The sequence below is a fragment of the Prevotella sp. SGI.167 genome (assembly GCF_050313615.1).
Taxonomy (GTDB): Bacteria; Bacteroidota; Bacteroidia; order Bacteroidales; family Bacteroidaceae; genus Prevotella.
The window spans coordinates 1-13,640 of record NZ_JBNPLT010000048.1 but is presented as its reverse complement, the minus strand read 5'-3'; the positions used below and the strand labels follow the sequence as shown (position 1 = coordinate 13,640).

Here is a 13,640-nt window from a genome sequence, read left to right as displayed (position 1 = left end):
CATTATCTTTAGATTTTCGATTTTACCAAATCGCATTTTACATGCTTATACAACATATTCTCATTCTCTACCATAATATCATAAGAAGGAATATTGGGAGATTCAAATGTACCATAAGCATCTACAACTAAGACAATACCATCCTTCAACGTATCATCCCATTGGAATGTGACCAAGTCACCAACCTTGAATAGCTCATGAGGGAACGTATTTCCATTCTTTTCCTTAATTGCCATATTCTCAGAATTAAATTCCTTTCTTCAATTGTAATTAGAAAAACAAATAGTGAACGCATGCGTTCACTATTACCATTATTTTACAACTCCAGTTTCCATCTCATTCTCCAAATAAGAGAAAACATACACTGCTCCTTCGTAATACAAGCCACAGGCAGGATTACACAAGCGCTTGTAGGTTTCTGAAGAATACAGCTCATCCAGAGCTTTCTTCATATCCCATCCATACTTCTGCATCAGCATCTCAACCAATTCTGTAGAGAGGCATTCTATCTGAAACTGAATATCTTCATTCATAATCAAATCTTCTTTAAGTAACTAACAGCTTTTTCTGTTCCAAAGAAATACTGAACTGCAGGCTTTTTGAAACGCAATTCTTCAATCATTCTGTCAATACTGATATAGCCCTGAATAAAGCGACGCATTTGGAGACCAACCGTATCATCTGCAATAGGACCAATAACTATATCGTAAGGATGAGCAGGCGTAGAAGTCATATTCCTTCTATTCATCAAAATGAATTCTGCCCATTCTTCAGAATAATCTTCAAAGACTTTTACGGATAAAACCGTTGAATCTTCCATAAGCAAGCTGTCATCAAACAAGTAAGCATTAACCACAGGTGTTCCCTCCTGCAGTCTTTGAGCAGTACGAACTGCCATTTCCCTTGCTTGCGATTCATTTGGATTCAGATAAAATCCACATCCAAAATCCTTGCCTTTTCGTGAAAGACATAAATCTATTTTATCTATCACGACATTGCTACCATGATATAGTTTTAGCATCCTAATCGTCCTCCATTCTTTTGACATAATATGGCAATATCCTCCACAGCATCCTCTATAGAAAGAGTATGCTCAGCCGCATAGCAATCAACAAGGAAGTCTATTCCTTTAAATCTGCGCAAATAGGCGTACGAATCTGCCGAAGAAAGCTTAAAACGATTCGCAAAAGCGCCAACGCAGCAGTTTACGTATTCAATAATATTATGAGTCAAATCCATATTCTCCGCTTTTAATATTTTTAATTGCAAATATAATGAAATATTTCGAAATCACCAACTTTTTCCGGCGTTTTCTTTTATAAAAAGAAAAAATGTCACATCAGAATACCAATAAGTGTTTGAATCGTGGCCATTTTACATTGAACTTGGTTAAACATTGACACATATTCTACTATTCAATGAAAGCTCAATCGTTAAACGAATAATAAGTCACCCTATGGCATTATGGAAATGCAGATCCAAAGAGACGAAGTGAGACTCACTGCGATATTAGATTAGAATAGAAATTATTAAACAACAAGGCATATTCGGCATTATAGCTTTCTCCAGTTTGAACTATCCAATTTTTTCTACAAGTTGCCCATTTTGGTAATTCTCTAAAGTCATAATTTAAAGAATCACAAGCAAATACAAAATTGAGCATTTCAACCACGTGGTTGAAATGCTCGCCTATATTTATCCTTTTTTAACTAGCAATCTAACCCTTTTTATCTGCAAGGTTTATTTACATTTATTATAGTACAACACCAGAACATAATCATAACGATTACATAAGAGACTTAGCCACAAACATACTAACGTGTGTTAAACACGCAATACTCTTGCAAGTATTCGACATTAACAAACACATTTTTCGAAGAAAAAAGCTTATCTTTGCATCAGTATTAATAAGAAAATGACATTGTTATGATACTTAGAGCTACATTTGAAAATATATATTCCATCAAGGATGAGACTCAAATCAGCTTTGTGGCAGGTAAGAGCAACGCACATCCTTCTCATGTTTCCCGTGCAGAGAAGCGTGACGATATTTCTGTGCTGAAGGCTGGTATCGTGTATGTGCAAATGCTTCCGGAAAGAGCAACGTCATCAAGGCCATTGCCCTGCTCCAGCAGATAGCCAATGGAAGCTTTCCGCAAAGCAAGGTAGAACCTTTCAAGCTTGCTGATACCGAAGAGAAAAACTCTAAGGTAGAAATCGAGTTCAAGACCAAGGGTAAGTGCTTCGCCTATGGCATGGAGTTCACCGTCGGAGGAATCAAGGAGGAATGGCTGTTTGAAATCAACAGCCGTACCGACAAGGAAGTTTTCACCAGAAAGGTTACTGCAGACGGCAACGAGTTCACTTTTGGCAAGGTGGATGGAAACGAAGAAACATCCATGCTGCTGAAATTCATCGCCCACAGTACTCCTTCCGATTCCAGCTTCCTTTCAGAGTATGTGCGCAGAAACGGCAAGGGACTTGAAACCATACACATGGCCAAGAACTGGTTTGCTGACGGTTTGAAAATCATCTTCCCAAGCACACGCCTGCAGGGAATTTCTTTCCTTACTGAAAACAATGATGAGCTGCAGGAAACGACACGCTCACTTCTTGCCTATTTCAACACGGGCATTTCTGACGTGCGCCTGTATAAAATCAAGAAGGAAGATGTGAACTTATCTTCCGATTTACTTGACAACATACTCAGCAAGGCCAAGAACGGCAAGGCGTACAGCATGGCTGCCACAGTTGGAGGCGAAATGCTTCTTTTCGAGGTAAATGCCAACGGAGGATATGAGATTTACAAGCAGAAGGCTGTTCACCGGAATCTTACTTTCGGCACAGAGGTTGTTTTTGATCTGAGCGAAGAATCTGATGGCAGCATCCGATTGCTCGACTTCATCCCAATGCTCATCGATTTGAAGCAAAATGAAGTTGACTATCTCATCGACGAGATTGACCGCAGTATGCACCCGATGCTCTCGCAGAAAATCTTAGAGTGCTATTTCTCAGGGCTGGAGTCAGGAAGAGACACTCAGCTCATCTTCTCCACCCATGAATGCAACCTGCTCAACCTCGACCTTATCAGAGCTGACGAAGTATGGTTTGTCGAGAAGGGAAAGGATGGAGCATCTCATCTTACATCCTTGGCAGAATTCAAGCCTCGTGAAGATGTCCGCAAGGGTTATCTATTAGGGCGCTATGGAGCCATTCCGTTGCTTCCTAAGGAGGCTATGAAGTGGTAAATACAGACTGCTATAGGTTTCTAAAAAAATCTGAGCCACATACTTTTCGGTGCAAAAAACCGAAAAAGTTGCGATTTCCCGTGGAAATCTGTTAAATATTGATACATTTCCACGACTTATCGATATATTTTTGTATCTTTGCCACCTAATAAATAGAGAATAAAACAAGGAATACGATATGTTAATAGGCAGAGAAAATGAAATAGCAACACTCCACGGACTGATGAGTTCTGATGAATCACAATTCGTGGCTGTTTACGGAAGACGACGTGTCGGCAAGACCTTTCTTATCAGAGAGGCCTACAAGAGTCATTTCGTTTTCCAGCATACCGGCACATACGGAGCCACTCGCAGGCAGCAGTTAAGCGACTTCCGAGAATCTCTTTATCTTGCCGGAATGGGAAAATGCGCAATGCCTAAGACATGGTCTGAGGCATTTGGACTGCTGTGGAATTTCCTGAAGACGTTCCCGGAAAATGAGGAGAAGAAGGTCATCTTCATCGATGAACTTCCTTGGATGGACACGACAAAATCCAATTTCGTCCGTTCACTCGACCATTTCTGGAACGCATGGGCTTCTACGAGAAAAGACCTTATCCTGGTCATCTGTGGAAGCGCCACATCATGGATTATCGACAATGTGGTCATGAACTATGGTGGCCTCCACAACCGTCTTACATGCAAGGTTCTGCTGCAACCATTCACCCTCAGAGAATGCAAGCAGTATTGCGAAGCGAAGAATCTGGGCTATAAGGACCGACAGATTCTCGAAGCTTACATGGCCTTGGGAGGAATCCCATACTATTGGAGCTTCTTGAAAAAGGGAATGAGCGTGGCACAGAATTTCGACCGGATATTCTTCCAGCCAGGTGGAGAACTTACACAAGAGTTTGATGCTCTCTACGCTTCCCTGTTCAAGAAGCCACGCTGTCATATAGCAATCATCACAGCGCTTGCCAAGAAGAAACAGGGACTGCTCAGAGATGAGTTGCTGAAAGCGTCGAAACTCTCAGACAACGCAGATTTCTCGAAAGCGCTACAGGAGCTGGAGCAGTGCGGTTTCATCCGCAAGTTCACAGCCATCGGCAAGAAGACGAAGGATGCTACCTTCCAACTCATAGACAACTACACCCTATTCTACTTCGATTTCATATCGGAGAACACCAATGGTGATGAACATTTCTGGTCTTCATCCGTAGGTTCATCCATTCATTACGGTTGGGCAGGAAGAGCATTCGAGCGTGTCTGCATGCAGCACGTCAACCAGATCAAGGCAGCTCTCGGCTTCTCAGCAGTCGTGAGCAGCGTTCATTCCTGGTCATATAAGGGAACGAAAGACCCGGTCACCGGCAAGACGCTGACGAAGGGAGCACAGATAGATATGCTCATCGACAGAAATGACGATACAATTAATCTCTGTGAGATGAAATATACCAACGCCCCTTACGTTATTACAGAAGACGAGGACAACCGCATCCACAACCGAAGGGAGACCTTCATCAGGGAAACAGGCACCATTAAAACGGTACTCATCACGATGATCACCTCCTATGGACTTGCGCCGGGCGGCTATTCTGATGACATCCAATGCCAGCTGACGATGGCAGATTTATTCAGATAAAAGCCGACCTCTCAAAAATGATAAAAAACCACGTTTTAGCACGAAAATGCAGATTTTGAGTGTTTACAAAGGTTAAATATGTTAAATCTTCAACCCCTAAAAATGGGTGTTTGTAAAGATATATGACATACAAAATGAATGAAATCAAGTGAAACCAAGTGAAAATACGAAAATCGTAAGTAGCTGACAATCAACATTCTTTTCATTCAAAAGGAAAGCGGCTCACAAATAGCACGTTAACTCTTAACCGATTGAGAATCAATGACATTCATTATTTGCATCGGAAAATAATTTGCTGCAATACGCTCTAGAATTGAACCTACATTCAGGCAATACGCCCTGTAAGGGCAAAAGCTTTAAAATACCGATGCTTTTGCTCCTTACAGGGCTTTTTATGTTTTACTCCCCAAACTCCTCCTTCACATCGAAGCAAGGACAATCCTTGGCGGCAAACTCGTTGTGGCCATGAACTGTCGCCTCGGGATATTCCTCCTTCAGCTGTTCTATGAGCGCTTTCAGCGCCGCCTTCTGCTCGGAGGTTCGGGTGTCCTTCGGCTTGCCATCCTTGGAAAGCCCGCCGATGTAGCATACTCCGATGCTCACGGTGTTGTGTCCCTTACAGTGGGCGCCAACTTCCTCCACTGATCTGCCCACGTGGATGCTGCCGTCACGATAAATCACGAAATGATAACCGATGCAGAAAAAGCCACGCTCACGATGCCAGCGGTCGATGTCGGCAACGGTAAAGTTGCGACCTTCCTTGGTCGCACTGCAATGAATGATGATTTCCTTAATCTTACGCATGATATTACTATTTTAAATGAATGAATGTTAGGGTGGAAATCCTAAAATGCTATCGAGATTTCATCACTACCCCAATCTATGATACGTAACTTGATACACTCCTTCTTTTTAGAAGCCTTCCTTAATCGTTCACAAAGTCGGTCGAAGTATTCCTGAGAATGAATCACCAGCCCTGTGGCTGCAGCCTTACCCAGAATGATGCAGCCGTTTTCCAGCGTCATCGGTCCATTACCGGGTTTGAGACAAGGAGTATTAATACCCACTTCCCAAACAGCCTGTCCCTTCCTCAGGATAACAGGCATTTTTCTACTCTTATTAGCTATAGAAACAAAAGCTATCTCATAGTCTCCTGCAGGCAAAAAACGCTCAGGATGTTCTATGGTATTACAAACTGTCGTACCCTTTATTACTAATGTGCCGTCTACTCCCCATCGGGTAAAGCGACGGCGATAAATGATTATTTCCATAAATATCGAAAAATAAAATTGATTTATTGATAGGGCCATTAAGGATTTCCTTACTGAAAATCCTTAATGACCGAAAATGACCGTGACCGTTAATGACCGGATGTATTAATGGTCACTTACTTTAAACCACTATTATACTGAAGGTTGAACCTTCTGGTAACGCATATCGGGCAGCACACCTATCAATCCCTGCCGCTTCCAGTTTTTCAACATCTGTCTAACAACCTCACGAGTTACGTTTGCCCCCTTTACAGCTATACTTTGCTGTAATGCCTGTTCAAAGGAAAAAGTAACGTCAAGCCGCTCGAAGATGGAATCATTTTTGCCACGTCGGGAACGATCATAAGTCGTCTGACCGCAATAACTCTTGGATGAGAATGCATCCTCTATGCGACTACGGAAGAAGTAGAGTGCATTGTCCAACTGATAATCTGCCAGGATATTGAAGGCTTCGAGCATGGTTGGCGTCTGCGTCTTTACGATCATTTCCTTCCATAACAGCGGGTTCTGCTTCAACTGCTTTTCTGCCCCCTGGAAGCCATGTTTCTGAATCAGTGTCTCAGCTACCTTACAGAGCATGATGCAGGTCATCATTCTCATCGTGGTAGGACAGATACGGAAACGCTGGCGGGCTTTCACCTTGTCGTCATTTTTCATGGTCTCCAATCGTATCTGTTCCAGCCACTCCCTGCCCTTATTCTCCAACTTAGGCAGAACCACCTCGCCCTCCATCAGGGGCAAGAGATGAGCTATCTGCCGTATGTGCTCACGTTGAGTTTCGGTCAGCACAAAGAGATTGTCTGTAAGCGGAGTGAACGTGTTGTCCGGCGTTCGCGCCACGACAATACGGCTTTGGAAACCATCCGTATAATTGTTCACTACCCGATAGAGTGCATCTGGCGTTCCGCACATCACAACGTTCCACAAAAGATGTTCGATATGAACATTCACCGCATCTGCACTTCTTGCCTCGCGCTCATAGCTCGTTCCGTCGTAAGCCTGGCGGAGCATCACGGAGAAGTCGCTCATGGCAGATTTCCACTTCTGTGCCACTGTGTCGGCTTCCGGAGTAAACGAAAAGGCGTGCTTGCCTTCAGTATTAGCCAGTCGTTCTGCAAGGTTAGCCACCGTATTATTTAAAGTAAGACATCTTACAGGCAGCTTTGGTTCTTCCGGTTGCTCCTTCTTATTCTTAGCCGCACGTTTCTTGGCTCTCCATTCATCCTCCTGCTGCTGATACATTTTGTCCATCTGTTTCACTTCCGAAGTCCATGCATCAAGCACAGGGTCGATGCTTCCCTTGCCTGATGCAAAATCACCGGCGATGTAGGAGATAAGGTTCAGCGAGTTCATCTTGCCGTGAACCGCAACCTTGACTCCCGTTGCCAGCATTCCGATGACTGGACAGATGGCGGTAATTACAGGCATTGCCAGAGGTGGTCCCACAGCACTGATGGAATCACGCACGCCTTGTGGCATCTTGGGTAAAGCATCGTAATAGAACAGATCATCCTTGGCGTTAGCCTCGTCCAAGGCATTCACCAGTGCCTCGCTGTCTTCATCTGCATTCCCGTTCGAAGACCCCTGCTTCAACTTTTCCTGTCTCAGCGCAGCCAGTACATCTTTTAGTCGCTTAGGCATTTGCGTGATTTTCTCGTTCAATGCCGAGTTGATGCAAGCCATCTTTTCCTGTTCGGGAAAGCCATCGTAGCAGGGGATAATCTGAGCCAGAAGATTGCGGTCGAAGCCACAGATGTGGCGCAGATTCACAGCCAGTTCGAAGGTCAGCGTATTGCGGTTGGAGCGCATCGGCTCCTGCCCGTCATTATACATCTGCCACCACTTCTTAATGATTTCTCCATAAGGAATCCCGAGATAATTGTCCTGAGAGACGGAGGAAGTCGAAGCTGATGCAGCAGCAGAAGAAGTAGTAGAAGAAGAAATTCTTGAATTCTCTAATTCTTGACCTTTTAAAATCCCCTGAGAAGTTTTCTGAGAATTCTTAAATTCTTGCCTCTTTAAAGCCCCCTGAGAATTCTGGATTTCCTTCCATGGCTCATAATGCTTGTTTGCCTTGTGCGCTCCTTCCGGCAGTTCCTCCTTCCCATATCGTTCTCTTTCTTCTAGAACCTTCCCTTCAGCAGCCACAGCAGCCTCATCATATTCATCCTTGAAGAGTCGTGGCGAAAGGAATAGCAGATCTTCGTCATCCGATGTGGTCGTGAAATAAACACGATTGATGTCGTGAGCCGAAGTATCCATTTCGCACTTGAGCATCGTAGCAATCCTCACCTGATTCTCCAGAACCGTCTTGCCCTTTTCACGCTCAAACACCGCATGTCCGCCCTGTCTTGCACTACGCTCCAGCATCAGCAATCTGTACTTGTCCGGTTCTTTCAGCAGCAGCTTGGCAGCCTTGGCGAAAGCCTCCGGCTCATCCATATCAAATCCGAAAGCACCGCTTGGCAGTTTCATTCCCTTCACCACGCCTTGCGGATAATGGCCGGAATAATTAAACTGTACCAGTCTCCGTTTCGCAGCATCGTTTCCGGCACGAGCCAGACGAAGATTCGCCTTCTGCTCGTTGCTTCCACGCAGCTGCTTATACTCCTCTTCCGAGGTGATGGAGTGGGCAACCTTGTGCCCGTTCTCCACCTTAATTAAATAACAACTCATCTATGTGTTTCTACTTTCAATTTAAGTTGAACATCTATATCCTCTATCGTTTCAATTGATAATCCACAACCGCATCAGCAGCCTCTTCTGCCTCCTTTACGAGAGTATTGGCGATATTGATTCCCTCGTCGCAAAACACCTTCAGGGTGAGCTGGATAGCTCCGTCCTTGGTCTTGCTCACACGTCCGTGAGCCAGCTTTCTGATCAGTTCCGCCTGCGAGCGGATTCTTGGTTTCGCCATGAAGTCGAAAGTACCGTCCGTCAACTGCTGGGCAATGCCCGGCGAGCGGAATCCCTCCACCTTGTTTCTCACCCCTTCGTTTTCAGGTGAAAACATGAAACACTTGCCTTCGTCATAGAAAGCCACACCACCCAGCTGCACATGCTGGCAGCCGTTATTATTCACCTGCTGGTTATTCACTTGCTGTTTGTTTGCTTTTTTCATAATCTGAATTGAATTTTAGGAGAAGAAACATCCGGATTGTTGCGCGCTTTACCATGGAAAATCCTCCTCTGTTTCAACTCAGTTTTTTACCTTTTTTGCCTCCTTTTAGCCTTTAACGGGGGACCAGCGATTCCATCGCTGGAACGGGGGCGGAAAGGGGTTAAGGTTCTTTTACCTTTTTACTTTTTTACCTTTTTACCTTTAAAAAAGCCTTTTTACCCTTTTACTTTTTCAATGTCCGTAACCAGGATGTCCTGGTAAACCTGACCATTGTACTCACGGGTCGTGAATCGAAGCGTAACCGCCACCACTGTTCCCGGAGCAAACTTGCACAGGGCAATGTTGCCGAGCATTGCCGCAGCATACTGGTTCTCGTACTTGCCGCCCATCTCCTGGAGGATGATGTTGCATTTCATCATCTGGCCGTTCTCACTCTTCTGACTCTGTACAGCGAAAGCCTCGCCCTGCTGCACCACTCTCATAAACATTCCGTTCATAATCTATAACTGCAAGACCTAGCCTTCCTTTCAAGGCTGATTAGTTCCAACTCCGATCTTGCTGAAAGCTGGTGCAAAGATAAGAAGTCTTTGAATGCGCTGGAACAGTTGGTGAAAGAATGCCCCCTCATCTTTTCACCACTTTTTATTTCAGCTCTGCTTCAAGGATATTTTTCATCACGATGAGCAGGCTGCCGGCTCCTTTGCCGCCATGGGTCATTCGCTGCTCATATTCCTTATTCAACAAATCGAAGAACAGTTTCAGATAGAACCGTTCCGTAGCATTCTTCATCTCCTTCCCATCTCTGATGTTCCTCAGCGTAGGATAGTTGATGCTGCTGTCGAGCCTTGCCAGTTTGCTGTGCGTATAGCCCAGCTTGATGACGGCTTCATAGGCAATGCCCAGAGCTGTAAGCTGATGTTTTTTTTCTGCCATGATTCCTGATCGGTTTGCGAGAGAAGCCGTGGATTACCGATGGCCATCTTCAATCACATTGTGAGGTTCCCCGCCTCCGCTCAGGTTATAACTATTAAATATGAAAACACTCGGAAATGAGAAACTGATTCCCAAATCCGAGCGCAAAGATAAGAATATTAGTCTGTAGATAAAAATACGCATAAAAAAATAAGGAGGCTATTTCTTATCAGCAATTTATCTGCTGATAATCAGACAGAAAGAGGGCGCTGACAGAATTATTCCATCAACGCCCTCATTATCTTTATCTGTAATAGCTGCTTTTTATCCGACTGCAGATAATATGAATTGCTTTATCTTAGCATGCATTTCTTTGGTTAAAGTAGTATTACTGGATCCGAAATCGGCATGGTTTCCAATATAGGCTCTCACGTTCACTCCTACTGCATCACTGATAGCTTGAATACTGCCCTCCAAAACAACATTCTCACCGTAAGGTATAGTATGAAGTATGCCCAGCACATTTGCTACAAGTTTCAGATTGTAGCCCCATTTATTTCCTCGAGGCTGTATCTCATTAAGCAAAAGAGAAATTTCTTGTTCAGCACAAATATTCCTCCAAATTATATCGTAAGCAGTCCAGTCTATATTCAGAAAGCCTCTGATTCCCCGTGTGAGTTTCTCTATCTCTTCTACCCATCTCTCCACTTTTACCTTAGCTTCTTCATCCATCAATTCCAAAGGAGATTTCACATTCAAATAGTCTGTTACGGGTAAAATAATCTTATTTCCCTCGTTATCGTAGCGTCTGCTTTTATATGCCGCGATTAATTTCTTAAAAAAAGGCCTGTTGGGAGAATTCTTCAAAAGACGAGCCAAGACCGTACAGACAGCCCGGTTAGGATTACGCTCGGCAGCATCATCCTCTTCATCTGGTGCTGCATCACACATCTGGGTGAATAGAACCGTAAGAATGATTATGGCGGTGGACTCAGACTGGTGCCGTTTCACGAGATCTCCATAGAGAAATTCTACTTCATTATCACGATGTTCTTTGATTTCAGACAGTTTCTGGCGAATCATTTCTGTTTCACTCCATACTTCTACAGCATTCAGTCCGTTCAGTTGTTGCTCAAGCAAACAGAGGAGCCATGTCCAGGTTCTAAACAAATCATCGCCCCTATAAAGGGCACGCAAAGAGGTCAGTTTCTCCTCCGAAAAACGTTCAAACTTTTCCATCTTTCAACCAGTTTAATGAGTGAAAACATCAGGCATGTCCTTCATAAATACCTTAACCTTATCCATTGCAGATTGTCCCATGCCAGGAAGCGGCTGCGCTCCTATTGCCAGATCATTGAACACCTCTGAATCAAGTTCGCGCACCACGTATTGATCTTTGCCACACAAAATAGCTTTCCCCTTTTCTCCCTTAGGAAGCATTTTTATCCACGCACCTGCGCCAGATGCTCCTGCAATAAGTGCCGTCTGACGCTGATTGTTGCGGTCGATTTTCACAGCACCACCCTCATTGGCTCCAAATGTAAAATCAAGGTCACTATCCCAATCCTCACGGGCTGTAGTTAGGTATTTGTCCATCACCTTGGTGAGACGGTCTAAATTGAGATGAGGAAAATGAAAGGTTACTTTACTGAACCCCTTAGGATATTTACCCAGGGTTTCCCAAAAGACATTTGTTCCATAAACCGCAGACAGCTTAACTTTCAGAAGTTTACACTTTAGCAGTTTGCAGAAGGATGCTTCTAGGATATTAGCCACAGTCTTCGTATGGCTGAAAGCCATAGTTTTTTGCTCAATGGCGATACGCTGGATTCCTGGGCGATTGTCTATAATGACCAGACAATTTCTATAATCAGCATATTTTTGAGACAACAAATGTTCATCGGTAATAGTCACGTTTGTAACATTTGCCACACGCATCACATAGACATTATCTTGTGGTTTCACTATTTGTTTGTGCCAGTATGGTTTCTTTCTGGCATTCTCAAACGGGAATGGTTTCTCGAAATCAGCCAGCAAAAGCTCTTCAAGCAATTGCTGGCGATTTTCAAACGATTCTTTCACATTTACATTTTCCCAGTCGGGGAACTCAAGTTGATGTTCTTCGTTAGGTTCTATAATGCGTAAGAAATTATAGTTATAAATTGCAAATTTAGACATATTCTTAAACGTTTGTTTATAAGTTTATTCAAGTTTGAATTTTATATTTATAGCCTGCTTTTTATAGCAGAATTGCCTTCAAAGGTACATAATAATTTCGAAACATCTACGTTTTATTATAAATATTAACACAAAAAGCCAGAAAAAGACTTACCAAGGGATTTTACCTTTTATACAAGAAAATGAGTATAAAAACTGATTATGTAAATAATGCTTACTGCCCCAAACAGAGCAATATTAAAGGAAGAAACTATGCAAAGGATAATGATATAAAACATACTTATGATAGCTATGTTCGATATTTTTACTCTTCAATATAAAGAAGCAAAAGAACTGATATCAAAGTGGTTTTATAAATTTCCAAAGGGAAAACGCAAAAATCCTCTTCCTCACATCAACTAATGCTCCAAAGAAAGGGCATTTATGGCGGAAATGAGAGCGAAGGGAAGGCGAAAAGTGGGGCAAAGAAGCAACAACATTGTAGGAAAGGAAGCTGACGTATGTAGTTTATTCCCATACATTTATATACAGACAAAAACTTAAATGTCTTATTATAAATCATTAAAGCAGAACAAATTACAAGAACAATACTAGCATAAAAGTGTATTAATTAAAGCCTCGGAATCCGGTCATTAATGCCCGGTCATTATCGGTCATTAAGGTTTTCGGGGGGCGAAAAAATAGCTATAATATATATTAAAATATTTTAATATATATTATAGGGGCTAAATGACCGGAAGTGATTTTTCTTAATGACCGATAATGACCGGTCACTAATGACCGGATGCAGCCCGTTGCCACTACTCCCCTCACCTACTCTCGAAAGGCTCCATTTCACAAGATTCCGGAAAACTGAATTCAAGTTGCCGGAAAAGTATTGCTTCCTACAGTGTTTTTTCGTACCTTTGCACCAGCAATCGAAGGAAACGCCTTAGGTGCCTGAAAACGGGCATCTCTTACGACCGAGGCGGGGGATAAATGATGACAGGCGCCGGTCATCAATGACGACCCCGAAAAGGACAAGAAACGGGGCTATCCGGGGAGTTGCAAAAATGAACCTTTTAACACAAACGACTATGATTAATTACAGCATCGTAATGCGTAGCGTGAACGCAAATCTTCTGGCTATCAACCAGGCAAAGTCACGCATCAACCAGGCGAAGAAGGAGGGCAAGGAGCCTGAGAAGGCAGACCTCGACCTCGTAAAGACCGAGAAGCAGAACGCCTTCGCCGTGTCGCAGTACACCGACATCATGACCATCGAGAAGTTTGCCAAGCACATCACCTCC

15 protein-coding genes and 1 pseudogene are annotated in these 13,640 nt (G+C 43.4%); 4 read left to right on the top strand and 12 right to left on the bottom strand.

All coding sequences use genetic code 11. From position 1 onward, the window contains the following. Nucleotides 1–8 precede the first annotated feature (8 nt). The 4 genes from ACQRBJ_RS14975 to ACQRBJ_RS14960 all read right to left on the bottom strand — a co-directional run bounded on the left by ACQRBJ_RS14975 (nucleotide 9) and on the right by ACQRBJ_RS14960 (nucleotide 1,239). Nucleotides 9–236, bottom strand: coding sequence for an ABC transporter (locus tag ACQRBJ_RS14975; protein WP_153087060.1), 228 nt, complete (start codon nucleotides 234–236; stop codon nucleotides 9–11). Nucleotides 237–311: 75 nt separating this feature from the next. Beyond that, entirely contained in the window at nucleotides 312–533 is a 222-nt protein-coding gene (locus ACQRBJ_RS14970) for a hypothetical protein (protein ID WP_005847932.1), read from the bottom strand. A 2-nt stretch (nucleotides 534–535) separates the two neighbouring features. After that, nucleotides 536–1,021, bottom strand: coding sequence for a DUF3990 domain-containing protein (locus ACQRBJ_RS14965; RefSeq protein WP_444444679.1), 486 nt, complete (start codon nucleotides 1,019–1,021; stop codon nucleotides 536–538). Beyond that, nucleotides 1,015–1,239, bottom strand: coding sequence for a DUF3791 domain-containing protein (locus ACQRBJ_RS14960; RefSeq protein ID WP_153126059.1), 225 nt, complete (start codon nucleotides 1,237–1,239; stop codon nucleotides 1,015–1,017). Before ACQRBJ_RS14960 ends, ACQRBJ_RS14965 begins: the two co-directional genes overlap by 7 nt. Nucleotides 1,240–1,926: 687 nt before the next feature. Between ACQRBJ_RS14960 and ACQRBJ_RS14955 the strand changes: the two genes are divergently transcribed. The 3 genes from ACQRBJ_RS14955 (at nucleotide 1,927) to ACQRBJ_RS14945 (ending at nucleotide 4,869) form a co-directional block, all read left to right on the top strand. Continuing rightward, nucleotides 1,927–2,139: a hypothetical protein gene (locus ACQRBJ_RS14955; RefSeq protein ID WP_445304098.1), complete on the top strand. Its 213-nt coding sequence runs from the start codon at nucleotides 1,927–1,929 to the stop codon at nucleotides 2,137–2,139. Next, the gene (locus tag ACQRBJ_RS14950; protein WP_445304099.1) at nucleotides 2,109–3,248 is read left to right on the top strand and encodes an AAA family ATPase; all 1,140 of its coding nucleotides are present in this window, start codon (nucleotides 2,109–2,111) and stop codon (nucleotides 3,246–3,248) included. Before ACQRBJ_RS14955 ends, ACQRBJ_RS14950 begins: the two co-directional genes overlap by 31 nt. Before the next feature lie 178 nt (nucleotides 3,249–3,426). Further along, nucleotides 3,427–4,869, top strand: coding sequence for an AAA family ATPase (locus ACQRBJ_RS14945; RefSeq protein WP_445304097.1), 1,443 nt, complete (start codon nucleotides 3,427–3,429; stop codon nucleotides 4,867–4,869). 399 nt (nucleotides 4,870–5,268) lie between these two features. On the opposite strand, the gene ACQRBJ_RS14940 is transcribed toward ACQRBJ_RS14945, so the two are convergent. The 8 genes from ACQRBJ_RS14940 to ACQRBJ_RS14905 all read right to left on the bottom strand — a co-directional run bounded on the left by ACQRBJ_RS14940 (nucleotide 5,269) and on the right by ACQRBJ_RS14905 (nucleotide 12,351). Then, entirely contained in the window at nucleotides 5,269–5,673 is a 405-nt protein-coding gene (locus ACQRBJ_RS14940; protein WP_337946521.1) for an N-acetylmuramoyl-L-alanine amidase, read from the bottom strand. Between the two features lie 41 nt (nucleotides 5,674–5,714). Next, nucleotides 5,715–6,140 carry a DUF5675 family protein gene (locus ACQRBJ_RS14935; protein WP_295346783.1) on the bottom strand — a complete coding sequence of 142 codons (426 nt, stop codon included), beginning with the start codon at nucleotides 6,138–6,140 and terminating at the stop codon, nucleotides 5,715–5,717. 132 nt (nucleotides 6,141–6,272) lie between these two features. Beyond that, nucleotides 6,273–8,816: a DUF3987 domain-containing protein gene (locus ACQRBJ_RS14930; protein WP_445304096.1), complete on the bottom strand. Its 2,544-nt coding sequence runs from the start codon at nucleotides 8,814–8,816 to the stop codon at nucleotides 6,273–6,275. Between the two features lie 43 nt (nucleotides 8,817–8,859). After that, a complete protein-coding gene (locus tag ACQRBJ_RS14925; protein WP_445304095.1) occupies nucleotides 8,860–9,261 on the bottom strand; it encodes a hypothetical protein in 402 nt (133 codons plus the stop codon). A gap of 215 nt (nucleotides 9,262–9,476) precedes the next feature. Next, on the bottom strand, nucleotides 9,477–9,758 hold the full coding sequence (locus ACQRBJ_RS14920; RefSeq protein WP_445304094.1) for a hypothetical protein: 282 nt from the start codon (nucleotides 9,756–9,758) through the stop codon (nucleotides 9,477–9,479). 145 nt (nucleotides 9,759–9,903) lie between these two features. Continuing rightward, nucleotides 9,904–10,194 (bottom strand): hypothetical protein, encoded by a 291-nt coding sequence (locus ACQRBJ_RS14915; protein WP_445304093.1) that lies wholly within the window; start codon nucleotides 10,192–10,194, stop codon nucleotides 9,904–9,906. Nucleotides 10,195–10,497: 303 nt separating this feature from the next. Then, nucleotides 10,498–11,412 (bottom strand): hypothetical protein, encoded by a 915-nt coding sequence (locus ACQRBJ_RS14910; RefSeq protein WP_445304092.1) that lies wholly within the window; start codon nucleotides 11,410–11,412, stop codon nucleotides 10,498–10,500. Between the two features lie 12 nt (nucleotides 11,413–11,424). Beyond that, on the bottom strand, nucleotides 11,425–12,351 hold the full coding sequence (locus ACQRBJ_RS14905; RefSeq protein WP_443918324.1) for a hypothetical protein: 927 nt from the start codon (nucleotides 12,349–12,351) through the stop codon (nucleotides 11,425–11,427). 1,076 nt (nucleotides 12,352–13,427) lie between these two features. Here ACQRBJ_RS14905 and ACQRBJ_RS14900 point away from each other — a divergent pair. After that, a pseudogene (locus tag ACQRBJ_RS14900) lies at nucleotides 13,428–13,640 on the top strand (DNA-binding protein); the annotation flags it as partial.